The 25,695-nt window shown below is 54.7% G+C and carries 22 protein-coding genes and 4 tRNA genes; 11 read left to right on the top strand and 15 right to left on the bottom strand.

The annotated features are described in order from the left end of the window. Nucleotides 1-23: 23 nt before the first annotated feature. Nucleotides 24-797, bottom strand: coding sequence for an NAD(+) diphosphatase (nudC, locus tag AC1M2H_RS26160; RefSeq protein ID WP_480149639.1), 774 nt, complete (start codon nt 795-797; stop codon nt 24-26). Nucleotides 798-891: 94 nt separating this feature from the next. On the opposite strand from nudC, the gene rsd reads away from it, so the two are divergent. The 10 genes from rsd (at nt 892) to AC1M2H_RS26210 (ending at nt 8,210) form a co-directional block, all read left to right on the top strand. Then, nucleotides 892-1,389 (top strand): sigma D regulator, encoded by a 498-nt coding sequence (gene rsd / locus AC1M2H_RS26165; protein ID WP_480149640.1) that lies wholly within the window; start codon nt 892-894, stop codon nt 1,387-1,389. A gap of 364 nt (nt 1,390-1,753) precedes the next feature. Continuing rightward, nucleotides 1,754-3,649, top strand: coding sequence for a phosphomethylpyrimidine synthase ThiC (thiC, locus tag AC1M2H_RS26170; protein ID WP_480149641.1), 1,896 nt, complete (start codon nt 1,754-1,756; stop codon nt 3,647-3,649). Then, complete coding sequence (gene thiE, locus AC1M2H_RS26175) at nt 3,649-4,287, top strand: thiamine phosphate synthase (protein ID WP_480149642.1); 639 nt, start codon at nt 3,649-3,651, stop codon at nt 4,285-4,287. The genes thiC and thiE overlap by 1 nt, the downstream gene beginning before the upstream one ends. Further along, a complete protein-coding gene (locus AC1M2H_RS26180; RefSeq protein WP_480149643.1) occupies nt 4,277-5,032 on the top strand; it encodes a HesA/MoeB/ThiF family protein in 756 nt (251 codons plus the stop codon). The genes thiE and AC1M2H_RS26180 overlap by 11 nt, the downstream gene beginning before the upstream one ends. Continuing rightward, nucleotides 5,016-5,216 carry a sulfur carrier protein ThiS gene (gene thiS, locus AC1M2H_RS26185; protein ID WP_480149644.1) on the top strand — a complete coding sequence of 67 codons (201 nt, stop codon included), beginning with the start codon at nt 5,016-5,018 and terminating at the stop codon, nt 5,214-5,216. Before AC1M2H_RS26180 ends, thiS begins: the two co-directional genes overlap by 17 nt. Nucleotide 5,217: 1 nt before the next feature. Beyond that, nucleotides 5,218-5,988, top strand: a complete 771-nt coding sequence (gene thiG, locus AC1M2H_RS26190) for a thiazole synthase (RefSeq protein ID WP_480149645.1) — start codon at nt 5,218-5,220, stop codon at nt 5,986-5,988. After that, complete coding sequence (gene thiH / locus AC1M2H_RS26195) at nt 5,985-7,118, top strand: 2-iminoacetate synthase ThiH (protein ID WP_480149646.1); 1,134 nt, start codon at nt 5,985-5,987, stop codon at nt 7,116-7,118. Before thiG ends, thiH begins: the two co-directional genes overlap by 4 nt. Nucleotides 7,119-7,326: 208 nt before the next feature. Beyond that, nucleotides 7,327-7,500 carry a hypothetical protein gene (locus AC1M2H_RS26200; RefSeq protein WP_480149647.1) on the top strand — a complete coding sequence of 58 codons (174 nt, stop codon included), beginning with the start codon at nt 7,327-7,329 and terminating at the stop codon, nt 7,498-7,500. Nucleotides 7,501-7,634: 134 nt separating this feature from the next. Beyond that, the gene (locus AC1M2H_RS26205) at nt 7,635-7,895 is read left to right on the top strand and encodes a PTS sugar transporter subunit IIB (protein WP_235891583.1); all 261 of its coding nucleotides are present in this window, start codon (nt 7,635-7,637) and stop codon (nt 7,893-7,895) included. Nucleotides 7,896-7,898: 3 nt separating this feature from the next. Beyond that, entirely contained in the window at nt 7,899-8,210 is a 312-nt protein-coding gene (locus AC1M2H_RS26210; RefSeq protein ID WP_480149648.1) for a PTS lactose/cellobiose transporter subunit IIA, read from the top strand. Nucleotides 8,211-8,259: 49 nt separating this feature from the next. Here AC1M2H_RS26210 and dcuB read toward each other — a convergent pair whose 3' ends face one another. The 14 genes from dcuB to AC1M2H_RS26280 form a co-directional block, all read right to left on the bottom strand. Further along, on the bottom strand, nt 8,260-9,600 hold the full coding sequence (gene dcuB / locus AC1M2H_RS26215) for an anaerobic C4-dicarboxylate transporter DcuB (protein ID WP_480149649.1): 1,341 nt from the start codon (nt 9,598-9,600) through the stop codon (nt 8,260-8,262). A gap of 408 nt (nt 9,601-10,008) precedes the next feature. Beyond that, the gene (rpoC, locus tag AC1M2H_RS26220; protein ID WP_426813518.1) at nt 10,009-14,232 is read right to left on the bottom strand and encodes a DNA-directed RNA polymerase subunit beta'; all 4,224 of its coding nucleotides are present in this window, start codon (nt 14,230-14,232) and stop codon (nt 10,009-10,011) included. A gap of 76 nt (nt 14,233-14,308) precedes the next feature. After that, on the bottom strand, nt 14,309-18,337 hold the full coding sequence (gene rpoB, locus AC1M2H_RS26225) for a DNA-directed RNA polymerase subunit beta (protein ID WP_480149650.1): 4,029 nt from the start codon (nt 18,335-18,337) through the stop codon (nt 14,309-14,311). A 320-nt stretch (nt 18,338-18,657) separates the two neighbouring features. Further along, nucleotides 18,658-19,023, bottom strand: a complete 366-nt coding sequence (gene rplL / locus AC1M2H_RS26230; RefSeq protein WP_004118416.1) for a 50S ribosomal protein L7/L12 — start codon at nt 19,021-19,023, stop codon at nt 18,658-18,660. A 66-nt stretch (nt 19,024-19,089) separates the two neighbouring features. Then, entirely contained in the window at nt 19,090-19,587 is a 498-nt protein-coding gene (rplJ, locus tag AC1M2H_RS26235) for a 50S ribosomal protein L10 (RefSeq protein WP_001207203.1), read from the bottom strand. A 419-nt stretch (nt 19,588-20,006) separates the two neighbouring features. Then, the gene (gene rplA / locus AC1M2H_RS26240) at nt 20,007-20,711 is read right to left on the bottom strand and encodes a 50S ribosomal protein L1 (protein ID WP_426813519.1); all 705 of its coding nucleotides are present in this window, start codon (nt 20,709-20,711) and stop codon (nt 20,007-20,009) included. Nucleotides 20,712-20,714: 3 nt separating this feature from the next. Continuing rightward, nucleotides 20,715-21,143: a 50S ribosomal protein L11 gene (gene rplK, locus AC1M2H_RS26245; protein WP_041143538.1), complete on the bottom strand. Its 429-nt coding sequence runs from the start codon at nt 21,141-21,143 to the stop codon at nt 20,715-20,717. A gap of 156 nt (nt 21,144-21,299) precedes the next feature. Further along, nucleotides 21,300-21,845: a transcription termination/antitermination protein NusG gene (nusG, locus tag AC1M2H_RS26250; RefSeq protein WP_002438628.1), complete on the bottom strand. Its 546-nt coding sequence runs from the start codon at nt 21,843-21,845 to the stop codon at nt 21,300-21,302. A gap of 1 nt (nt 21,846) precedes the next feature. Then, entirely contained in the window at nt 21,847-22,230 is a 384-nt protein-coding gene (gene secE / locus AC1M2H_RS26255) for a preprotein translocase subunit SecE (RefSeq protein ID WP_041143536.1), read from the bottom strand. A gap of 229 nt (nt 22,231-22,459) precedes the next feature. Next, nucleotides 22,460-23,644: an elongation factor Tu gene (gene tuf, locus AC1M2H_RS26260; RefSeq protein WP_047663733.1), complete on the bottom strand. Its 1,185-nt coding sequence runs from the start codon at nt 23,642-23,644 to the stop codon at nt 22,460-22,462. 115 nt (nt 23,645-23,759) lie between these two features. Further along, a tRNA-Thr gene (locus tag AC1M2H_RS26265) sits at nt 23,760-23,835 on the bottom strand. Nucleotides 23,836-23,840: 5 nt separating this feature from the next. After that, nucleotides 23,841-23,915 (bottom strand) — tRNA-Gly (locus AC1M2H_RS26270). Between the two features lie 119 nt (nt 23,916-24,034). Then, nucleotides 24,035-24,119 (bottom strand) — tRNA-Tyr (locus AC1M2H_RS26275). Between the two features lie 10 nt (nt 24,120-24,129). Next, nucleotides 24,130-24,205: transfer RNA gene (locus AC1M2H_RS26280), tRNA-Thr, on the bottom strand. A 518-nt stretch (nt 24,206-24,723) separates the two neighbouring features. Between AC1M2H_RS26280 and coaA the strand changes: the two genes are divergently transcribed. Then, nucleotides 24,724-25,674, top strand: coding sequence for a type I pantothenate kinase (coaA, locus tag AC1M2H_RS26285; protein ID WP_426813520.1), 951 nt, complete (start codon nt 24,724-24,726; stop codon nt 25,672-25,674). Nucleotides 25,675-25,695 lie beyond the last annotated feature (21 nt).

The raw sequence follows: 25,695 nt of genomic DNA on the forward strand, positions 1-25,695 counted from the left end.
CGTCAGGCCGTCATTGTATCACGTCATTCATAGTCGGCCCGACACATTGCCACCGTATCTTCAATCAGCCGGCGCGCCACGGTTCCCGGCGGCGGCAGAAGCGGCAAGTCGTCGTAGCGATACCAGCCCGCCTCCAGCAGCTCTTTGCGATCGATGACAATCTCCCCGCTGTCGTATTCCGCCATAAATGCGGTCATCAGCGACTGCGGAAACGGCCACGGCTGGGAGGTCACGTAGCGCAGATTCTTCACCTTAATGCCGCACTCTTCCATCACCTCGCGCGCCACCGTCTGCTCGAGGGTCTCCCCGACTTCGACAAAGCCGGCCAGCACCGTATGTACGCCGTTGCGGTGGCGGGTATGCTGCGCCAGCAGAATGGTGTCATCCCGGCGAATGGCGACAATCATGCACGGCGCGATTTGCGGATAGTAGCGCTCGCGGCAGTGGCTACACAGCATCGCCCATTCGGTTTTGCTCGGGTGCATCGGATGCCCGCAGTAGCCGCAGAACTTATGCGAGCGATAAAACTCGGCCAGCTGAATGCCGCGGCCCGCCAGCTGAAACAGGCCGGGATCCTGATCCAGCAGCTGCCGCAGCGATCCCATATCCTGTCGACGATCCTGGCGTATCAGCCATACCGCGTCGCCTTGCCATTCGCCAATCCGCAGCGCCTGCTGGCCGACAAGATTAAAATTTACCGCTTCGCCGTGTGGTAATTCCCCGTCGGGTAACCATAATTTTTGTTCGTGACTGACGATCCACCAGCCGCGATCTAATTTTTCAATAATACGATCCATATCTATTGCACTACCTTAATTTTACTGGCACTTTTAACATTATATTTACATTTTGGTGAGCAACGTTATTTTTCTTAATCTTGCGGAGTCAACCATGTTAAACCAGCTGGAAAACCTAACGGAACGTGTTGGAGGCAGTAATGAACTGGTCGATCGCTGGCTGCATGTACGTAAGCATTTGCTCGTGGCTTACTACAAGCTGGTTGGCCTGAAACCTGGCAAAGAGTCATTTATGCGGCTTAATGAAAAGGCGCTGGATAACTTTTGCCAAAGCCTGGTGGATTACCTCTCATCCGGCCATTTTAGTATTTATGAACGCATTATCGGAGAAATGGAAGGCGATACGCCACTTTTAGCCGCTACCAGGCTCTATCCACAGCTGGAAGCCAACACCCAGCAGATGATGGATTATTACGACTCCTGCCTCGAAAACGCGATCGATCACGATAACTATCTCGAGTTTCAGCAGGCGCTCTCAGATATCGGTGAAGCGCTGGAAGCGCGTTTTGCGCTTGAAGATAAGCTGATCGCGCTGGCCGTGACCTATAACCTGAAAGACAGCATCAGCGACAATATCGCGCCGACTGCTTGAGTTGTGAGCCGTTAACGAGTAGTTTACATACATTCTCCCTCTGCGGAGGGAGCGTTATCTTGTCGGAGTGCCTATTTTCCACAACAGCATTCGTGATGCCTCAAGATGGCAAGTCAGTGAACCTCCAGGAACTTATATCAGTAAGTGACTGGAGTGAGCGGACGAAGCCAACGAAGAGGCAGCGCGAAGGATAAAGTGGAAAAGGCTGAGACCGTTAATTCGGGATCCGCGGAACCTGATCAGGCTAATACCTGCGAAGGGAACAAGAGTAAACTGCAAAGAGCGGCCGTCCCTCAGGGACTAAACGCATCTGTTACTCCATCCGTCGTCTAACAAGCCATCTCCTTTTCATCTGGAATGAGCTATGTCTACAGAAAAACTGACCCGCCGACAGCAGCGCGAACGCGCCCAGCGTTTTATCGACACGCTTGAAGGCTCGGCCTTCCCCAACTCGCAGCGTATCTACATTCAGGGTTCGCAGGAGGCTATTCGCGTCCCGATGCGGGAAATCCAGCTTAGCCCCACTCTTATCGGCGGCGGCAAAGAAAATCCGCGCTATGAAGATAACGCAGCGCTCCCGGTGTACGACACCTCCGGTCCCTACGGCGACCCCGATACCACGATCGATGTCCACCAGGGTCTGGCAAAGCTGCGCCAGCCGTGGATTGACGCACGTAACGATAGCGAACCGCTGAACAATCGCAGCTCCGCTTACACCCAGCAGCGCCTGGCCGACGACGGCCTCGATGAGCTGCGCTTCAGCCGCCTGCTGACGCCAAAGCGGGCCCGCGCAGGCCGCCGCGTGACTCAGCTCCACTACGCCCGCCGGGGGATCGTTACGCCGGAGATGGAGTTTATCGCCATCCGCGAAAATATGGGCCGCGAGCGCATTCGTAGCGCAGTACTGCGCCACCAGCACCCGGGGGAAGGGTTTGGCGCCCATCTACCGGATAACATCACGCCGGAGTTTGTCCGTGACGAAGTGGCCGCCGGGCGCGCCATTATTCCCGCCAATATTAACCATCCCGAGTCGGAGCCGATGATCATCGGCCGTAATTTTCTGGTCAAAGTTAACGCCAATATCGGCAACTCTGCCGTCACCTCGTCCATTGAGGAGGAGGTGGAAAAGCTGGTGTGGTCAACCCGCTGGGGAGCGGATACGGTGATGGATCTCTCCACCGGCCGCTATATCCATGAAGCCCGCGAATGGATCCTGCGCAACAGCCCGGTGCCTATCGGTACGGTGCCGATCTATCAGGCGCTGGAAAAAGTGAACGGTATTGCCGAGGACCTGAGCTGGGAAGCGTTTCGCGATACCCTGCTGGAGCAGGCGGAGCAAGGCGTTGACTACTTCACCATCCACGCCGGCGTCCTGCTGCGCTACGTGCCTCTGACGGCGAAACGCCTCACCGGCATTGTCTCCCGCGGCGGTTCGATCATGGCGAAATGGTGCCTGTCGCACCATCAGGAAAACTTCCTCTATCAGCACTTCCGCGAAATTTGTGAAATCTGCGCCGCCTACGACGTTTCGCTTTCGCTCGGCGACGGCCTGCGCCCGGGCTCGATCCAGGACGCCAACGATGAAGCGCAGTTTGCCGAGCTGCGAACCTTAGGTGAGCTGACGAAAATCGCCTGGGAGTACGACGTGCAGGTGATGATTGAAGGTCCTGGTCACGTGCCGATGCAGATGATCCGCCGCAACATGACCGAAGAGCTGGAGCACTGTCACGAAGCGCCGTTCTATACCCTCGGGCCGTTAGCCACCGATATCGCTCCCGGCTACGATCACTTCACCTCCGGCATTGGCGCCGCGATGATCGGCTGGTTTGGCTGCGCGATGCTCTGCTACGTGACGCCGAAAGAGCACCTCGGTCTGCCGAACAAAGAGGACGTGAAGCAGGGGCTGATTACCTACAAAATCGCCGCCCACGCCGCCGACCTCGCCAAAGGCCATCCCGGGGCGCAGATCCGCGATAACGCCATGTCAAAAGCGCGTTTTGAGTTCCGCTGGGAGGACCAGTTCAACCTCGCCCTCGACCCGTTCACCGCCCGCGCCTATCACGATGAAACCCTGCCGCAGGAGTCGGGAAAAGTCGCCCACTTCTGCTCCATGTGCGGACCCAAATTCTGTTCAATGAAAATCAGCCAGGAAGTGCGCGACTACGCCGCCCGCCAGGATATCGAAAGCGGAATGGCCGATATGTCGCAGGACTTCCGCGCCCGCGGCGGCGAAATCTATTTACGTAAGGAGCAAGCCTGATGTATCAACCCGATTTTCCCCCGGTCCCGTTTCGTTTAGGACTCTACCCGGTCGTCGATAGCGTGGCGTGGATTGAACGCCTGCTGAAAGCGGGCGTGCGCACCATCCAGCTGCGAATTAAGGATAAGCGCGAGGCCGACGTTGAGGAGGACGTTATCGCCGCTATCGCGCTTGGCCGTCAATATCACGCCCGGCTGTTTATCAACGACTACTGGCAGCTGGCCATTAAGCACCAGGCCTACGGCGTGCACCTGGGCCAGGAGGACCTGGAAACGACGGACCTGAACGCGATCCGCAACGCCGGGCTGCGCCTCGGCGTCTCGACGCATGACGATATGGAGATTGACGTCGCGCTGGCCGCCCGCCCCTCGTATATCGCATTGGGCCACGTTTTCCCGACGCAAACCAAGCGGATGCCTTCCGCTCCGCAGGGGCTGGAGCAGCTGGCCCGGCATATCGGCCGCCTGCAGGACTACCCGACGGTGGCCATTGGCGGCATCAGCCTCGAACGCGCGCCGGCGGTTCTCGGCACCGGCGTTGGCAGCATCGCCGTGGTCAGCGCGATTACCCAGGCGGCGGACTGGCAGCTGGCCACCGCGCAGCTGCTGGACATGGCGGGAGCAGGCGATGAACGATAGCGATTTTATGCGCTACAGCCGCCAGCTGATGCTGGAAGATATCGCCATCGAAGGCCAGCAGAAGCTGCTGGCCAGTCGGGTGCTGATCGTTGGCCTCGGCGGGCTCGGCTCCCCCGCGGCGCTCTATCTGGCGGGCGCCGGCGTCGGTACGCTGGTCCTCGCCGACGACGACGATGTCCACGTCAGCAACCTGCAGCGGCAGATTTTGTTCACCAGCGACGACATTGCCCGGCCGAAAGCGACAGCGGCCCGCCAGCGGCTGGTGCGGCTCAATCCGCAAATCGATGTTATCCCCCTGCGACAGCGATTGGCCGGCGAAGCGCTGCTGGCCGAGGTGGCGCAGGCCGATCTGGTGCTGGACTGCACCGACAACATGGAGAGCCGTCAGGCTATCAACGCCGCCTGCGTGGGCCAGAAAACGCCGCTAATTACCGCCAGCGCCGTCGGCCTTGGCGGGCAGCTGATGGTCCTGACCCCGCCGTGGGAGCAGGGCTGCTATCGCTGCCTGTGGCCGGATACGGCCGAACCCGAGCGCAGCTGCCGCACCGCGGGCGTTATCGGGCCGGTGGTCGGCATAATGGGGACGCTGCAGGCGCTGGAGGCTATCAAGCTGCTCTCCGGCATGACCGCGCCGCGTAATACGCTGCGGCTGTTTGACGCCCGCTGCAGCGCCTGGCGCAGCCTGACGCTGCAGCGGGCGCAGAGCTGTCCGGTATGCGGAGGACAACATGCAGATTTGGTTTAACGACGAGCCGCTCCGCTGCGCCGACGCGATCACCGTTGCCGCCCTGCTCGTTCAGCTGGAACAGCAGCAGGCGGGCATCGCGCTGGCGCTCAATCAACAGGTTCTGCCGCGCGAGCGGTGGGATCACCATCTTCTGCAGGAAGGCGATCGGGTCCTGCTTTTTCAGGTTATCGCCGGAGGCTGACATGCTACGTATCGCAGACAAAACGTTCGACTCACACATTTTTACTGGTACCGGGAAATTTTCCGCACCGGAGCTGATGGTCGAGGCGATCCGCGCCTCGGGAAGCCAGCTGGTGACGCTGGCGATGAAGCGCGTCGATTTACGTCAGCACAATGATGCGATCCTCGCGCCTTTACTGGCCGCCGGCGTCAGCCTGCTGCCGAATACCTCGGGAGCGAAAACGGCGGAAGAAGCCGTGTTCGCCGCCCGCCTGGCGCGGGAAGCCCTTGGCACTCACTGGTTAAAGCTGGAGATTCATCCGGACGCGCGCTGGCTGCTGCCGGACCCCATCGAAACCCTAAAGGCGGCGGAGATCCTGGTACAGGAAGGTTTCGTGGTTCTCCCCTACTGCGGCGCCGACCCGGTGCTGTGTAAACGGCTGGAGGAGGCGGGCTGCGCGGCGGTGATGCCGCTCGGTGCGCCCATCGGCTCCAATCAGGGCCTGGAAACCCGCGCTATGCTGGAAATCATTATCGCCCAGGCCACGGTACCGGTGGTCGTTGACGCCGGTATTGGCGTGCCCAGCCATGCGGCGCAGGCGCTGGAGATGGGCGCCGACGCGGTGCTGGTGAATACCGCAATCGCCGTTGCCGACGATCCGGTAGCGATGGCGCGCGCGTTTCGTCTGGCGGTAGAAGCGGGCCTGCTGGCCCGTCAGGCCGGGCCCGGCGCGCGCAGCTCGCAGGCGCAGGCCACCAGCCCGCTGACCGGTTTTCTGGAGGCGCTGGCATGAGCACCTTCACCGACCGCTGGAAGCAGCTGGAGTGGGATGACATCCGCCTGCGCATCAACAGCAAAACGCCTGCCGACGTCGAGCGGGCGATAGCGGCAAAACAGCTGACTCGCGACGATATGATGGCCCTGCTCTCCCCCGCCGCCGCCGGCTATCTGGAGCCGCTGGCGCAGCGCGCGCAGCGCCTGACCCGCCAGCGCTTTGGCAACACCGTCAGTTTCTACGTTCCCCTCTATCTCTCTAACCTGTGCGCTAACGACTGCACCTACTGCGGCTTTTCGATGAGCAACCGCATCAAGCGCAAGACGCTGGATAGCGATGAAATTACCCGCGAGTGCGCCGCCATCCGCCAGATGGGCTTTGAGCATCTGCTGCTGGTCACCGGCGAACATCAGGGCAAAGTGGGGATGGACTATTTTCGCCAGCATTTGCCGGCGATCCGCAGCCGCTTCTCCTCCCTCCAGATGGAGGTGCAGCCGCTGAGCACCGAAGAGTACGCCGAGCTGAAAACGCTCGGCCTGGACGGCGTGATGGTCTATCAGGAAACCTACCATGAAAGCATGTACGCCCAGCATCATCTGAAGGGGAAGAAGCAGGACTTCTTCTGGCGCCTGGATACGCCGGATCGCCTTGGCGAAGCGGGGATCGATAAGATCGGCCTGGGGGCGCTCATTGGCCTCTCCGATAGCTGGCGCGTGGATTGCTACATGGTCGCCGAGCACCTGCTGTGGCTCCAGCAGCATTACTGGCGCACCCGCTACTCGGTCTCCTTTCCCCGGCTGCGGCCGTGCGCCGGCGGGATCGAACCGGCATCGCTGATGGATGAGCGCCAGCTGGTACAGACCATCTGCGCCTTCCGCCTGCTGGCGCCGGAGGTTGAACTGTCGCTCTCCACCCGCGAAGCCCCCGATTTTCGCGATCGGGTGATCCCGCTGGCCATCAACAACGTCAGCGCATTTTCAAAAACGCAGCCCGGCGGCTACGCCGATAATCATCCCGAGCTGGAGCAGTTTGCGCCTCACGATGGCCGCCGCCCGGAAGAGGTCGCCAGCGCCCTGGTCGCTCGCGGGCTGCAGCCGGTGTGGAAAGACTGGGATAGCTGGCTGGGACGCGCGACGCAATCCTCCTGAAGAGGAGCGTAACAACGTGATCATTTTGCGAGCCTGAACGCGACAACAAAAACGGCAGATTGCTTACCCTCTGCCGTTTTCCTATTCTGCCCCGGTCAGCAGCGGACGCTGACCAGGGCGATAATTTCTCTTCCTCATTTTCGCCCTGCCTCCTTTATGGGCAACGGACGAAAGCCCCGGCGCGGGCCTCGGCGATGGAGTATGGAGTATGGAGTCACCGGATAAACGGGCGGTCAGCGTGGACGAAGCGCGCCGTAAAGCGAAGCCGCAGGGCAAGAATCGTCTCGTCAGAACGTCAAGCCTGCCTCCCCGCAAAGCCCGAGTCGGTGGACTGTTTTATCATTTAAACACGCAAACCGAAACCGGTTTCATTATTTTGTGATGCCTTACACACAATCGCTGCATAGCGGTTGTTCCGCCACCCTGCCCGCGTTAAAGATGATACATCAAGGAACATAAAGGCGACGAACTATGAAGAATATCGTTTTATGCTGTGCCGCAGGTATGTCCACCAGCATGCTGGTTCAACGTATGCAAGCTGCCGCGCAGCAGAAAGGGGTGGAAGTCTCGATTAAAGCCGTGCCGGTTGCCGAGTTTAAGGACAATCTGGCGGCTGCCGATATTATCCTGCTGGGCCCGCAGGTGAAGTATGAGCAGGCCAAACTGCAGGCGCTGGCCGATCCGTTCGGTAAAAAAGTTGCCGTTATCGATATGATGGATTACGGCATGATGAAAGGCGATGCCGTTCTGGATAAAGCCCTGAAGTTGATGGAGTAAGAGATGGAAGATTTAGAAACGATCATTATGGAGCTGCTGGTTAACGCCGGTTCGGCGCGTAGTTCTGCCTTAACCGCGCTGCAGCTGGCGCGCAAGGGCGATTTTTCCGCCGCCGAGCAGGCGATGGCAGAATCTCATGAGTTTGTGAAGCACGCGCATAAAATCCAGACCCAGCTTATCGGCCTGGATGAAGGGTCCGGCAAGCTTCCGGTCAACCTGATTACCGTTCACTCTCAGGATCATCTGATGAACGCGATGGTAATCCAGGATCTGGCGACCGATATGATCGAACTGTATCGCCGTATTCCGCAGTAAATTACACCGCTTTATGCAGCAGGTGCCCGTTCGGCACCTGCTTTTTTTATTACAAAAATCCGTATAGCGCAGCAAATATCCAGCCAAATACGCACGAGACGCTGACGCCAATGAGCCCCGGCAAAATAAAGCTGTGGTTAATGACAAAGCGGCCGATTCGGGTCGTCCCCGAGCGGTCGAACTGAATAGCGGCCAGGTCGCTGGGATAGGTTGGCAGAATATAATAACCGTAGCACGCCGGCGCGGACGCCACGATATAGGCCGGGTCGACGCCAATCGCCAGCGCAACGGGGACAATAGCCGCCAGCGCCGCCGCCTGGGAGTTGACGAATTTGGAGACAATCAGCAGAACAATGGCGTAGGCCCACGGATACTCTTTTACCATCTCGCCCAGCACGCCCTTAATCTCAGACATGTGCGCGCCAAACATGGTCTCCGCCATCCACGCAATACCGTATACCGCCACAATGGCGATCATTCCCGAGCGGAATACCTCATTTTTAGAAATAGAGGCCGGATTGGTTTTGGTGATGATGATGATCAGTGCCCCGGAAAACAGCATAAACATCTGGATAACCAGCACCATCGACAGCGGCTTGCCGTCAAAAGCGGGCCGCAGTCCGGAGAACGCGCCCAGCAGGGCGACCACCGCAATAGAGGCAAGGAAGATCCACATCGCTACCCAGTTGCTGGTCGGCAGCTTGCGGTCCAGCAGCGTGGCAGTATCGCCGTATACGTAGTGGCGGTTTTCCGGCGTCGCGATAAATGCCTGGAACTCTTCGTCTTTATCCAGGTCCTTGCCGCGAAACCAGCTAAAAATACCGATCGCCAGAATACCCAGCAGGGTTGAAGGAATGGTGATTGCCAGCAGATCGAGAAACTCCAGGTGCTTACCGTTAAAGGTAAAGTTACCGAGCATTGCCACCAGCGAAACGACCGCAACGGAGACCGGGCTGGCGATAATACCCATCTGTGCGCCAATGGAACTTGCCGCCATAGGACGCTCGGGACGAATATTGTTCTTAATCGCGACGTCATAAATAATGGGCAGGATGGTATAGACCACGTGGCCGGTGCCGCAAAGGATAGTCAGCGTGCAGGTCACAAACGGCGCGACGATTGAAACATACTTTGGATTGCGCCGCAGGAGCTTTTCAGCAATCTGCAGCATTACGTCTAAACCTCCGGAAGCCTGTAGCGTTGCCGATGCGGCCACGACCGCAATAATCACCAGCATAACGTCAACCGGCGGCTTGCCCGGCTGAAGATGAAAAACAAAGACTAAAATAACCAGCCCGATACCGCCCAGAAGACCGAGCGCGATACCGCCTTTTCTGGCACCATAAAACAGACAGATTAAGATAATGATAAGTTGTATAGCAAATTCCATACTTCCCCCAGAACCACTCTATTAGGTCGAAATCATCTATCGCGTCGTCGCATTCTTATTTACCGGCCTCCTCAATGGCATTTTAAATAGATGAAGCGGCGCCTCAGCTTGTAAAAACTGACGATAAGGAAAGGCGCAATCGCCTGATTATCCGGATTTTTTGACTATACCTTTTTTGATTTTTATTTTTTTGATACGCGTAGAACTTTTACCCATATATTTACTGAGGAATAAAAGAGATTCGGCCGGCGGGATTTATATTAATAAAATAAGACTTAATTGCTGCCCGTATATTAATGGAATGTAATCAAATATAGATTAAATAAAATAACGCGCCGATGCGGCGGCGTAAGAATAAAAAAAGCCAGTCAGGAAACCTGACTGGCTTTTTTAGCATAGCGTCAACGATTAATCGTTGTCTGAACCGCCAAGGCCCGCGTTCAGCAGCTCTGCCAGGTTGGCAGACGCTTCTTCAACGGTGACCTGCGGTGCAGCAGGCTGCTCGCCAGCGGCCCTGCGGCGCATACGATCCTGGTGGTACGCGTAGCCGGTACCAGCCGGGATCAGACGACCCACGATAACGTTCTCTTTCAGGCCACGCAGTTCGTCGCGTTTGCCCGCAACGGCTGCTTCGGTCAGGACACGAGTAGTCTCCTGGAACGATGCTGCAGAGATGAACGATTCGGTTGCCAGAGACGCTTTGGTGATACCCAGAAGGTCGCGGGAGAAAGTTGCCGCAACTTTGCCGTTCGCTTCCAGATCGCGGTTAGCAATCTTGATGCGGGAGTATTCAACCTGCTCGCCTTCGAGGAAGTCGGAGCTACCGGCGCTGTCGATGGTCGCTTTACGCAGCATCTGACGAACGATAACTTCAATGTGCTTATCGTTAATCTTAACGCCTTGCAGACGGTAAACGTCCTGTACTTCGTTGGTGATATAACGCGTTACCGCGTGTACGCCACGAAGACGCAGAATGTCGTGCGGCGCTTCCGGACCGTCGGAAACCACGTCACCACGTTCTACACGTTCACCTTCAAACACGTTCAGCTGACGCCATTTCGGAATCATCTCTTCGTATGGATCGCTACCGTCTAACGGAGTGATGACCAGACGACGTTTACCTTTGGTTTCTTTACCGAAGGAGATGATACCGCTGATTTCGGCCAGGATTGCCGGCTCTTTCGGACGACGCGCTTCGAACAGGTCGGCAACGCGCGGCAGACCACCGGTAATATCCTTGGTACCGCTGGATTCCTGAGGAATACGCGCCAGTGCGTCACCCGCACTAATCTGGATACCATCTTCCAGCTGGACAATCGCTTTACCCGGCAGGAAGTACTGTGCCGCCATATCGGTGCCAGGGATCAGCACGTCGTTACCGTTGGCATCAACGATTTTCAGGGCCGGACGCAGGTCTTTACCACCCGCGGTACGTTCTGCAGAATCCAGAACCACCAGCGAAGACAGACCGGTCAGCTCGTCGGTCTGACGAGTAATGGTCTGGCCGTCAATCATGTCAGTAAAGCGGATGAAACCGCTAACTTCAGTGATAACCGGCATGGTGTGCGGATCCCAGTTTGCCACGGTTTCCCCGCCGGCAACCTGCTCACCGTCGCCTTTCGCCATCACCGCACCGTAAGGAACTTTATAGCTCTCTTTGGTACGACCGAATTCGTCGATCAGCTTCAGTTCGGTGTTACGCGAGGTCACTACCAGCTTACCGGCAGAGTTCACAACCGATTTAGCGTTGCTAAGACGGATGCTACCTTTGTTTTTCACCTGGATGCTGGATTCAGCAGCCGCACGAGATGCCGCACCACCGATGTGGAACGTACGCATCGTCAGCTGTGTACCCGGCTCACCGATGGACTGTGCCGCGATAACGCCGATAGCCTCACCTTTGTTGATGATGTGGCCACGCGCCAGGTCACGACCGTAGCAGTGCGCACATACACCAAAGTCGGTGTCACAGGATACGACAGAACGCACTTTGACGGAGTCAACGGAGTTCTCTTCCAGCAGGTCACACCAGTGCTCGTGCAGCAGCGTGTTGCGTGGAACCAGAATATCCGCAGTACCCGGCTTCAGAACGTCTTCAGCGGTCACACGACCCAGAACGCGATCGCGTAGCGGCTCTTTAACATCGCCACCCTCGATAACCGGGGTCATGGTGATGCCTTCCAGGGTGCCACAGTCGTCTTCAGTAACGACCAGGTCCTGTGCAACGTCAACCAGACGACGAGTCAGGTAACCGGAGTTCGCTGTTTTCAGTGCGGTATCCGCCAGACCTTTACGCGCACCGTGCGTGGAGATGAAGTACTGGAGTACGTTCAGACCTTCACGGAAGTTCGCGGTGATCGGCGTTTCGATGATGGAGCCATCCGGCTTCGCCATCAGACCACGCATACCCGCCAGCTGACGAATCTGTGCCGCAGAACCACGCGCACCGGAGTCGGCCATCATGTAGATGCTGTTGAAGGAAACCTGCTGCTCTTCGACGCCGTCACGGTTAATCACGGTTTCGGTTTGCAGGTTATCCATCATCGCTTTGGATACACGATCGTTCGCCGCAGCCCAGATATCGATAACTTTGTTGTAGCGTTCGCCCGCGGTCACCAGACCGGACTGGAACTGTTCCTGGATTTCAGCAACTTCAGCTTCCGCTTCGCTGATGATCTCGTATTTTTTCTCCGGGATGACCATGTCATCAATACCAACGGATGCACCTGAACGCGCTGCATAAGCAAAGCCGGTGTACATCGTCTGGTCCGCAAAAATAACGGTCGGTTTCAGGCCCAGAATACGGTAGCAGGTGTTCAGCATCTTAGAGATCGCTTTCTTGCCCAGCGCCTGGTTCACGATAGTGAACGGCAGACCTTTAGGCACGATCATCCACAGAATCGCACGGCCAATGGTCGTGTCTTTCAGGCTGGTTTTCGCGACGAACTGTCCGTTTTCATCTTTTTCGTATTCGGTGATACGCACCTTAACGCGCGCATGCAGAGAGGCCAGGCCAGCGCGATAAATACGCTCGGCTTCTTTCGGGCCAGTCAGCACCATGCCTTCGCCTTTGGCGTTAACACAGTCACGGGTCATGTAGTACAGGCCCAGTACAACGTCCTGAGAAGGAACGATGATTGGCTCGCCGTTCGCCGGGGACAGGATGTTGTTGGTAGACATCATCAGCGCACGCGCTTCCAGCTGGGCTTCCAGCGTCAGCGGTACGTGAACAGCCATCTGGTCACCATCGAAGTCGGCGTTATAGGCCGCACAAACCAGCGGGTGCAGCTGGATAGCTTTACCTTCGATCAGAACCGGTTCAAACGCCTGGATACCTAAACGGTGCAGGGTTGGCGCACGGTTCAGCAGTACCGGGTGTTCGCGGATAACTTCGTCCAGGATATCCCAAACGACGGCTTCTTCGCGCTCAACCATTTTCTTCGCGGCTTTGATGGTGGTGGCCAGGCCACGCAGCTCCAGCTTGCCGTAGATGAACGGTTTGAACAGCTCCAGCGCCATTTTCTTCGGCAGACCGCACTGATGCAGACGCAGGTATGGACCTACGGTGATAACAGAACGACCGGAGTAGTCAACACGCTTACCGAGCAGGTTCTGACGGAAACGACCCTGCTTACCTTTGATCATGTCGGCCAAAGATTTCAGAGGACGTTTGTTAGAACCGGTGATCGCACGACCGCGACGGCCGTTATCCAGCAGGGCGTCAACCGCTTCCTGCAGCATACGTTTTTCGTTGCGTACGATGATATCCGGCGCAGCCAGATCCAGCAGACGTTTCAGACGGTTGTTACGGTTAATGACGCGACGATACAGATCGTTCAGGTCAGAAGTCGCGAAACGACCGCCATCCAGCGGTACCAGCGGACGCAGATCTGGCGGCAGAACCGGCAGAACGGTCAGGATCATCCACTCCGGCTTGTTGCCAGACTGCACGAACGCTTCCAGCAGCTTGATACGCTTGGTCAGCTTTTTACGTTTGGTTTCGGAGTTGGTTTCGTTCAGCTCTTCACGCAGCTGTTCGCACTCCTGCTCCAGATCCATGCTCTTCAGCAGGGCCTGGATAGCTTCCGCCCCCATCTTCGCGTCGAACTCGTCGCCAAACTCTTCCAGCGCGTCCAGATACTGCTCTTCGGTCAGGATCTGGTTGCGTTCGAGGTTGGTCATCCCGCCTTCGATAACAACATAAGATTCGAAGTACAGAACGCGTTCGATATCGCGCAGCGGCATATCGAGCAGAAGACCGATACGGGACGGCAGCGATTTCAGGAACCAGATGTGGGCAGTCGGAGACGCCAGCTCGATGTGGCCCATGCGCTCACGACGCACTTTAGTCTGGGTCACTTCAACGCCGCACTTCTCACAGATCACACCACGGTGTTTCAGGCGCTTGTACTTACCGCACAGGCACTCGTAATCTTTTACTGGCCCGAAAATACGCGCACAGAAAAGGCCGTCACGTTCTGGTTTGAACGTACGGTAGTTGATGGTTTCCGGCTTTTTAACTTCACCGAAAGACCATGAACGGATCATGTCTGGCGAGGCCAGAGCAATTTTGATCGCATCAAACTCTTCGGTTTTAGTCTGCGCTTTCAGAAACTTTAATAAATCTTTCACGGATTTGCTCCCGTCGGAGTTAGCACAATCTGGCGCCGGGTATGACCCCGGCACCAGTGACCTGTTTGAGCGAGAGTTACTCGTCTTCCAGTTCGATGTTGATGCCCAGCGAGCGAATCTCTTTCAACAGTACGTTGAAGGATTCCGGCATGCCCGGTTCCATCTGATGGTTGCCGTCGACGATGTTTTTATACATCTTCGTACGACCGTTAACGTCATCAGATTTAACGGTGAGCATTTCCTGCAGGGTGTATGCTGCGCCGTATGCTTCCAGCGCCCACACTTCCATCTCACCGAAGCGCTGGCCACCGAACTGAGCCTTACCACCCAGCGGCTGCTGAGTAACCAGGCTGTAAGAACCGGTAGAACGCGCATGCATCTTGTCATCAACCAGGTGGTTCAGTTTCAGCATGTACATATAGCCGACGGTAACCTGGCGCTCGAACTGCTCGCCGGTACGACCGTCAAACAGGGTAATCTGACCGGAAGTCGGCAGGCCACCCAGCTGTAACAGTTCCTTGATTTCAGACTCTTTCGCACCGTCGAATACCGGCGTTGCGATCGGCATACCTTTTTTCAGGTTTTCAGCAAGACGCAGAACTTCATCATCGGTGAAGGTATTCAGATCGACCTTCTGACGAACGTCTGTACCCAGATCGTACGCTTTCTGGATGAATTCGCGCAGTTTGGCGACTTCCTGCTGCTGTTTCAGCATGGCGTTGATTTTCTCGCCGATGCCTTTCGCAGCCATACCCAGGTGGGTTTCCAGAATCTGACCGATGTTCATACGAGACGGTACGCCCAGCGGGTTCAGTACGATGTCTACCGGCGTGCCGTTTTCATCGTAAGGCATATCTTCGATCGGGTTGATCTTAGAGATAACACCCTTGTTACCGTGACGGCCCGCCATTTTATCACCAGGCTGAATCTGACGTTTAACGGCCAGATACACTTTAACAATCTTCAGCACGCCCGGTGCCAGATCGTCGCCCTGGGTAATTTTACGGCGTTTCGCTTCGAGTTTTTTCTCGAACTCGTGTTTCAGTTCGTCGTACTGCTCAGCCAGCTGCTCCAGCTGATTTTGTTTCTCTTCGTCGGCCAGGCCCAGTTCCAGCCAGCGGTCGCGCGGCAGCTTGTCGAGCTTCTCAGCTTCAACACCGCCGGAAACCAGCACCGCGTAGATACGACCAAACAGGCCAGCTTCGAAGATCTGCAGTTCTTCAGACAGGTCTTTTTTCGCCTGCTTCAGCTGCATCTCTTCGATTTCCAGCGCGCGTTTGTCTTTCTCAACGCCATCGCGGGTAAAGACCTGAACGTCGATAACGGTACCCGATACGCCGTTCGGTACGCGCAGAGAAGAGTCTTTAACGTCAGACGCTTTCTCACCGAAGATTGCACGCAGCAGTTTCTCTTCTGGCGTCAGCTGAGTTTCACCTTTCGGCGTAACCTTACCAACCAGAATGTCGCCGCCGGTCACTTCTGCACCGATGTAAACGATACCGGATTCGTCCAGTTTGGAGAGCGCAGCTTCACCCACGTTCGGGATATCAGCGGTGATCTCTTCCGGCCCCAGCTTGGTATCACGGGACACACACGCCAGTTCCTGGATGTGAATCGTGGTGAAACGATCTTCCTGAACCACACGCTCGGAGACGAGGATGGAGTCTTCGAAGTTGTAGCCGTTCCACGGCATGAACGCTACGCGCATGTTCTGACCGAGAGCCAGTTCACCAAGATCGGTGGACGGACCGTCTGCCAGCACGTCGCCGCGCTCAATTGGCTCACCCAGGGACACGCAAGGCATCTGGTTGATGCAGGTGTTCTGGTTAGAACGGGTGTACTTGGTCAGGTTATAGATGTCGATGCCGGCTTCGCCCGGGTACATCTCATCATCGTTAACTTTGATAACGATACGGGATGCGTCCACGTACTGAACGGTACCGCCACGTTTAGCAACCGCAGTAACACCGGAGTCAACGGCAACAGCACGTTCCATACCGGTACCAACCAGCGGCTTATCAGCGCGCAGAGTCGGAACCGCCTGACGTTGCATGTTCGCACCCATCAATGCACGGTTGGCGTCATCGTGTTCCAGGAACGGGATCAGGGACGCACCGACGGAAACCACCTGCTGGGTGGATACGTCCATGTAGTCAACCTGGTCGCGGCTGAACAAGCTGGATTCGCCTTTGCTACGGCAGGTTACCAGGTCTTCTTCAAAGTGGCCTTCGTCATCCAGGTTGGAGTTCGCCTGAGCGATGACGTAGTTACCTTCTTCGATAGCAGAGAGGTAATGAATTTCGTCGGTGACAACGCCGTTGGTCACTTTACGATACGGAGTTTCGAGGAAGCCGTATTCGTTAGTCTGTGCATACACGGACAGGGAGTTGATCAGACCGATGTTCGGGCCTTCAGGCGTTTCGATTGGACATACGCGACCGTAGTGGGTCGGGTGTACGTCTCGAACTTCAAAGCCTGCGCGCTCGCGGGTCAGACCGCCTGGGCCGAGGGCAGAGATACGACGTTTGTGCGTAATCTCGGACAGCGGGTTGTTCTGGTCCATAAACTGAGACAGCTGGCTGGAACCGAAGAACTCTTTCACTGCTGCAGAAATCGGCTTGGCGTTGATCATATCCTGAGGCATCAGGGTATCCAGATCGCCCAGGGACAGACGCTCTTTAACCGCACGCTCTACGCGAACCAGGCCAACGCGGAACTGGTTTTCCGCCATTTCGCCAACGGAACGGATACGACGGTTGCCGAGGTGGTCGATATCATCGACTTCGCCAATACCGTTACGGATACCGATGAGCTTCTTCATCACTTCAATGATGTCGTCTTTGCTCAGGATACCGGAACCTTCGATTTCGTCACGCAGCAGAGAACGGTTGAACTTCATACGACCAACCGCGGACAGATCGTAGCGGTCTTCGGAGAAGAACAGGTTCTCAAACAGGTTTTCAGCCGCTTCACGAGTCGGCGGCTCACCCGGACGCATCATGCGGTAGATTTCTACCAGCGCGCTCAGGCGATCGTTGGTCGGGTCGACGCGTACGGTTTCAGAGATGTACGCACCGTGGTCCAGATCGTTGGTGAACAGAGTTTCAATGCGCTTATGACCGGACTGGCTCAGTTTGGCCAGCAGATCGAGGCTCAGCTCCATGTTCGCCGGGCAGATCAGTTCGCCGGTCGCGGTATCGACATAGTCTTTAGCCGCAACTTTACCCGCGATGTATTCAACCGGAACTTCGATAAGCTTAATATCGTCTTTTTCCAGCTGGCGGATATGGCGAGCGGTAATACGGCGCGCTTTCTCGACGTAGATCTTACCGTTAGCTTCGATGTCGAAGGACGCGGTTTCACCACGCAGACGCTCCGGCACCAGCTCCATCTGCAGCTTGTTGTCGCGAATCTCAAAGACCACTTTTTCGAAGAACAGGTCAAGGATCTGCTCAGTGGTGTAATTCAGCGCGCGCAGGATGATGGTTGCCGGCAGCTTACGACGACGGTCGATACGGACAAACAGGTTGTCTTTCGGATCGAATTCGAAGTCCAGCCAGGAACCGCGGTAAGGGATGATGCGTGCGTTATACAGAACCTTACCGGAAGAGTGGGTCTTACCTTTGTCGCTGTCAAAGAAGACGCCCGGGCTACGGTGCAGCTGAGAAACGATAACACGCTCAGTACCGTTGATAACAAAGGTACCGTTGTCGGTCATGAGCGGGATTTCGCCCATGTAGACTTCTTGTTCTTTGATGTCCTTAACGGTGCCTTCCGGCGCTTCACGCTCGTAGATCACCAGGCGCAGTTTTACGCGCAGCGGTGCCGAGTAGGTCACGCCGCGGATCTGGCACTCTTTAACATCAAATACAGGTTCGCCCAGACGGTAGCTGACGTACTGCAGCTCGGAGTTACCGCTGTAGCTTTTAATCGGGAACACGGAACGGAAGGCAGCTTCCAGACCATATTGCCCTTCAGGATCTTGCTCGATAAACTTCTGAAACGAATCAAGCTGGATAGAAAGGAGATAAGGTATGTCCAGAACCTGCGGACGTTTACCAAAATCCTTACGAATACGTTTTTTCTCGGTATAGGAGTAAACCATAGGGTTCCTCAGCTCGCTGACAAGTCGACCCGTCTGCCTCAGAAAGGCAGTTTTTTATGCAACACTATTTTGTGGACCGGAAAATGGAACACTTTCCGCAATACCTGTTGCTATCACGCTTAAACCATTTCGTCGCGATTTACACAGAGCGAGCACCCTGTCGCAGTATATTAAGTCGTCGATAGAAACATGCATTGTCAGGACAACCAGCAGTCAAACAGTGTGAAATGCTACTGGCGCCTTACAGCGCAAAAAGGCTGGTGACTAAATAGTCACCAGCCATCAGCCTGATTACTCAGGCTGCAACCGGAAAGGTTGGCTTATTTAACTTCAACTTCAGCGCCAGCTTCTTCCAGAGATTTTTTCAGTGCTTCTGCGTCATCTTTGCTGATGCCTTCTTTCAGGGCAGCAGGTGCAGATTCTACCAGGTCTTTAGCTTCTTTCAGACCCAGGCCAGTTGCGCTACGTACTGCTTTGATTACAGCAACTTTGTTAGCGCCAGCAGCTTTCAGAATTACGTCGAATTCAGTTTTTTCTTCAGCAGCTTCAGCCGGGCCAGCAGCTACAGCTACAGCAGCAGCAGCGGAAACACCGAATTTTTCTTCCATTGCAGAGATCAGTTCAACAACGTCCATTACGGACATAGCGGATACTGCTTCAATGATTTGATCTTTAGTGATAGACATTTAAATTGTTCCTGAATATCAGAATAAGTTTATACGTAAGCGAGTGCTTTATAAAGACAACTGCGATTAAGCAGCTTCTTTCGCATCGCGTACAGCAGCCAGAGTGCGAACCAGTTTGCCAGCCGAAGCTTCTTTCATGGTTGCCATCAGGCGTGCAATTGCTTCTTCGTAGGTCGGCAGAGTTGCCAGGCGGTCGATTTGCGACGCCGGGATCAGCTCGCCTTCAAAGGCTGCGGCTTTAACCTCAAATTTTGCATTCGCTTTCGCGAACTCTTTGAACAGACGAGCGGCAGCGCCCGGGTGTTCCATAGAGTATGCAATCAGGGTCGGACCAACAAACGTGTCTTTCAGGCACTCGAACTGAGTACCTTCAACGACGCGGCGCAGCAGGGTGTTGCGGACAACACGCATGTAAACGCCAGCTTCACGACCTGCTTTACGCAGTTCAGTCATTTTATCTACAGTAACGCCACGGGAATCCGCAACTACTGCAGACAGCGCGCCTTTGGCTACTTCGCTGACTTCAGCAACAATCGCTTGTTTGTCTTGAAGATTTAAAGCCATTAGCTTTGCTCCTGGATGTTTGCCAGAGCTCATGCTCTGGGAACTCACTTCACCCTACTCAACGAATAGAGCGTCTTAATACGGTGAGCAGAAACAAGCCAGAGTATCCAAAAAATAATCTTAGCGTTCTGTCACCGTCTACGCAGGGCATTAAGTTTCTTGCGAAACACCTGCGGTCTTCGACGGAGGCCTGGATAGGCCAGGCTCCAACGAACAAATTCTTTCTATGTCTTCGTTCTTCGAACCACAGCTGCGTTAGCTGCTTTCGCTCACACCGGTCACGTAGTTAACTACGCTCCCGGCGATTCACTCAATTGCCGCCTTGCTGCAATTCGAATAACTCGCATAGTCTCTGTTTATTTCAACAGAATCGTGGGGGTAGAATTGTAGACAAATCCACCGCCCACGTAAAGCTAATCTTAGTTCGCAGAAGCGCTCAGACCAGCTTGATCAACGGCAACGCCAGCACCCATGGTGGTGGAGAGGCTAACTTTCTTGATGAAAACGCCTTTCGCCTGAGTCGGTTTTGCTTTTTTCAGCGCAACCAGCAGGGCTTCCAGGTTTTCTTTCAGTTTGTCAGCGTCAAAGTCCACTTTACCGATGGTGGTGTGGATGATGCCGTTTTTGTCGTTACGATAGCGAACCTGACCTGCTTTAGCGTTCTTAACAGCTTCAGCAACGTTCGGAGTAACGGTACCCACTTTCGGGTTTGGCATCAGGCCACGCGGACCCAGAACCTGGCCCAGCTGACCAACAACGCGCATTGCATCCGGGGAAGCAATAACAACGTCGAAGTTCATTTCGCCTTTTTTGATCAGGTCTGCCAGATCTTCCATACCTACCAGCTCGGCGCCTGCAGCTTTAGCAGCTTCAGCGTTCGGGCCCTGGGTAAATACGGCTACGCGAACGGAACGGCCAGTGCCGTGCGGCAGTACTGTTGCGCCACGGACGTTCTGGTCAGATTTACGAGCGTCGATGCCGAGGTTAACGGCAACGTCTACACTTTCGGTAAATTTAGCGGTGGCCAGCTCTTTCAGCAGAGCAATAGCTTCATTGATGTCGTACTGTTTAGTCGCATCAACTTTGTCACGGATCACGCGCATACGCTTGGTCAGTTTAGCCATTTCTTAATCCTCTACTACCAGGCCCATGGAACGTGCAGTACCTTCAATGGAGCGAGTCATCGCTTCAATGTCAGAACCAGTCATGTCGGCAGCTTTGGTCTGCGCGATTTCCTGCAGCTGAGCGCGGGAAATTTTACCTACTTTATCTTTGTTCGGCTTACCGGAACCAGACTTGATGCCTGCAGCTTTCTTCAGCAGAACAGCAGCCGGTGGGGTCTTGGTAACAAAGGTAAAGGAACGGTCAGCGTAAACGGTAATAACAACCGGAGTCGGCAGACCTTTTTCCAGGGATTCTGTTTTGGCGTTGAACGCTTTACAGAATTCCATGATGTTCACACCCTGCTGACCCAGAGCTGGACCAACCGGCGGGCTCGGGTTTGCCATACCAGCTGCAACCTGCAGCTTGACGTAGGCTTGTACTTTCTTAGCCATTTAAATTTCCTCGTTTGGGTATAACGCCTTTAAAAAAGGCTCCCCGTTATCAATATCGCTTTACGGACGCTGGGCCCATAAAAACAAAAGGCGCGAAATTGTATGTCAATTCCGCGCCTCATGCAACGATTAAATCGCTGCTTTTTTGATCGTCGCTTAGGCTTTTTCTACCTGAGCAAAGTCCAGCTCGACCGGAGTCGCACGGCCAAAGATCGAAACAGAAACCTTCAGGCGGGACTTCTCGTAGTCAACTTCTTCAACAACACCGTTGAAGTCAGCAAACGGACCATCGCTGACGCGGACCATTTCGCCCGGTTCGAACAGCGTTTTAGGACGCGGCTTATCGCCAACCTGCTGAAGACGGTTCATGATCGCGTCAACTTCTTTGTCGCTGATCGGCGCAGGACGGTCGGATGTACCGCCGATAAAGCCCATCACGCGCGGTACGCTGCGCACCAGGTGCCAGCTTGCGTCGTTCATCACCATCTGGACCAGAACGTAACCCGGGAAGAATTTGCGCTCGCTCTTGCGGCGCTGGCCGCCACGGATCTCGACCACTTCTTCGGTCGGCACCATGACTTCGCCAAACAGCTCTTCCATATTGTGCAATTTGATATGTTCACGCAACGAGGTAGCTACGCGACCTTCAAAACCGGAAAACGCCTGAACGACGTACCAACGTTTTTTAGGAGCTTCAGACATCTCAGAACCTCAGGCCAGTGATAAAGGATACCAGGCGAACCAGAATACCATCCAGTCCCCACAGGATCAGTGACATTACCGCAGTTACCGCGGCAACGATCAGCGTGGTGTGCAACGTTTCCTGGCGAGTTGGCCAGATTACCTTGCGGACTTCGGTTCTCGCTTCACGGGCGAAAGCTACGGTCGCCTTACCTTTTGTGGTTAACAGCGCGACGCCACCGGCAGCGGCGATCAGAATCACCACGGCCAGCGCACGCACCGCCAGCATAATGTCACGATAAAGGAAGTTGCCTACGATGGCCACAATCAGCAGCACGGCAACGATCGTCCACTTCATCGCTTCCAGGCCGCGCCCGCTCCCTTGAGCTTCGGTATTCGCACTCATAAACCAACCTGTCACAAGAATTCAGACAAATAATTTTGCCCCGCAGGAGCGAGGCAACCAAACCGAAATGCTCTGCTGCGTTTCGGATTTAACGCCCTCTACAGAGCCTGTCTCAGCAATGATTATGACAAAAAAAATCACTGATGAGCCAGGTTCTGGTTCGAAAGCGTGCAAAAAGGGCATCAAATGATGCCCTTTTATTGCGCATTGCGTCAAATGTTATCAGCGATTAGCTGAGAACTTTAGCAACAACGCCCGCGCCTACAGTACGGCCGCCTTCACGGATCGCGAAACGCAGACCGTCGTCCATCGCGATCGGGTGGATCAGGGTAACAACCATTTTGATGTTGTCGCCCGGCATTACCATCTCTACGCCTTCCGGCAGTTCGATGGTGCCAGTCACGTCAGTTGTACGGAAGTAGAACTGCGGACGGTAGCCTTTGAAGAACGGAGTATGACGGCCGCCTTCGTCTTTGGACAGAATGTACACTTCAGATTCGAATTTGGTGTGCGGCTTGATAGAACCCGGCTTAGCCAGTACCTGACCACGTTCGATTTCTTCACGTTTGATACCACGCAGCAGAACGCCAACGTTCTCACCCGCACGGCCTTCGTCCAGCAGTTTGCGGAACATTTCAACGCCGGTACAGGTAGATTTCGCGGTGTCTTTGATACCAACGATTTCAACTTCTTCGCCCACTTTGATGATACCGCGCTCTACACGACCGGTAACAACGGTACCACGACCGGAGATGGAGAATACGTCTTCGATCGGCAGCAGGAACGGCTTGTCGATAGCACGTTCTGGTTCCGGGATGTAAGAATCCAGGTAGCCTGCCAGTTCGATGATTTTCGCTTCCCAGTCGGCTTCGCCTTCCAGCGCTTTCAGCGCGGAACCACGAACGATCGGGGTGTCGTCGCCCGGGAAGTCGTACTGAGACAGCAGCTCACGCACTTCCATCTCAACCAGTTCCAGCAGCTCTTCGTCATCAACCATGTCGCATTTGTTCAGGAACACGATGATGTACGGAACGCCTACCTGACGACCCAGCAGGATGTGCTCACGAGTCTGCGGCATCGGGCCGTCAGTCGCAGCAACAACCAGGATCGCGCCGTCCATCTGCGCAGCACCGGTGATCATGTTTTTAACATAGTCGGCGTGGCCCGGGCAGTCTACGTGTGCGTAGTGGCGAGTCGGGGTGTCATATTCAACGTGGGAGGTGTTGATGGTGATACCACGAGCTTTTTCTTCCGGCGCGTTATCAATCTGGTCGAATGCACGAGCAGAACCACCGTAGGTTTTAGCCAGAACGGTAGTGATTGCAGCAGTCAGCGTTGTTTTACCATGGTCAACGTGGCCGATAGTACCGACGTTAACGTGCGGTTTTGTACGTTCAAACTTTTCTTTAGACATCGATTGTCCCTCTAAGACACGGATAAATCGGTGATATCACCACATCAACCAGGCAACATGCCCGACTTGTTGAATGCAATAAATAGAGAGAAACAGGGAAGGAGAGATAAAGAAGTGGTGCTGATACCCAGAGTCGAACTGGGGACCTCACCCTTACCAAGGGTGCGCTCTACCAACTGAGCCATATCAGCACGTCTGGAGCGGGCAGCGGGAATCGAACCCGCATCATCAGCTTGGAAGGCTGAGGTAATAGCCATTATACGATGCCCGCATCCTGAAACTCGGCTACCCAGTTCTTTCTATAACAAAAAAAAGAGAGTTATCTCTTTTTTTGTTTGAGCTGATTAGCTTAACCAATCAACTCTGGCTTCGCAAAGCGTTGCCGAAAGATGGTGGTGGGGGAAGGATTCGAACCTTCGAAGTCGATGACGGCAGATTTACAGTCTGCTCCCTTTGGCCGCTCGGGAACCCCACCAGGCACTTGATGGTGCCGACTACCGGAATCGAACTGGTGACCTACTGATTACAAGTCAGTTGCTCTACCTACTGAGCTAAGTCGGCATCAAGTAGCGCGCATTTTAGGGAGACCTGCGGATTCATGCAACTAAAAAATTGCATAAATCGTTCTATCGCTCATATTTTGCTCTCAAACACCAAAAAGCGGTGTAATTTCAATCGACGAAGCGCAAAAAAACGCCATTCCTCTCGCAATATTTCCATTCAAAGCCCGCTGCGGATGGCCAGGGCCGCATTTTGGTACGACGGCATGACCTTCGCCGCACCCCCGGCATGATAAAGTTGCTTTGTGCTCTGCTACATATAGGTAGCCGATTGGCCTGACCGGTTCGTTGACTGCTCAGCATGCGTTTACTGCCCCTGCCGTTTGTGCCTGTATCAGCTTTGACGACCATTTATTGACAAATTTCACTCTTGTGATGTTGGCGTGAGAAAGCATCATTCAATGCGTTTTTTTCTTATTATTCCCTGCAATCTGGTGTTACCCTCCTGCCCATTGTCCTGATTAACTTATGTGAAGCATCTCCGCCGGTCTTTAATTTGGCGATGGTAAGAAAATGCTTATGAGCAAAAAAGAGCAAACGTTAATGACACCGTATCTACAATTTAACCGCAACCAATGGGCTGCACTTCGTGATTCCGTTCCGATGACGCTAACAGAGGAAGAGATCACGCGGTTAAAAGGCATCAACGAAGATCTTTCGCTGGAAGAAGTCGCGGAAATTTATTTGCCGCTGTCGCGTTTGCTTAACTTCTATATCAGTTCCAACCTGCGCCGTCAGGCCGTGCTGGAACAGTTTCTTGGTACCAACGGTCAGCGTATTCCTTATATCATCAGTATCGCCGGAAGCGTCGCGGTAGGGAAAAGTACAACCGCCCGCGTGCTGCAGGCGCTCCTTAGCCGCTGGCCAGAGCATCGGCATGTTGAATTGATCACCACCGATGGCTTCCTGCATCCTAATGCCGTGCTGAAAGAACGCGGCCTGATGAAGAAAAAGGGCTTCCCGCAGTCTTATGATATGCATCGGCTGGTCAAGTTCGTCTCCGATCTGAAATCAGGCATCGCCAACGCTAAGGCCCCGGTCTATTCACACCTGATTTATGATGTTATTCCCGATGGTGATAAGACGGTTTCCCAGCCGGACATTTTGATTCTTGAAGGATTGAATGTTTTACAAAGCGGGATGGATTATCCACACGATCCCCATCATGTGTTTGTTTCTGATTTTGTTGATTTTTCGATATACGTTGATGCGCCGGAAGAAATGCTGCGAAACTGGTATATCAATCGTTTTCTAAAATTCCGCGAAGGCGCGTTTACCGATCCCGATTCATATTTCCATAATTATGCCAGGCTCTCTAAAGATGAGGCTATCAATATAGCCACATCGTTATGGAATGAGATTAACTTAATGAATCTTAAAGAAAATATACTACCAACCCGGGAAAGAGCAAGCCTGATAATGACCAAGAGTGCAAACCATTCGGTCAACCAGGTCCGTTTGCGGAAATAAAAAAGGGAGCCTCGGCTCCCT

Source organism: Klebsiella sp. F11, from assembly GCF_056712265.1.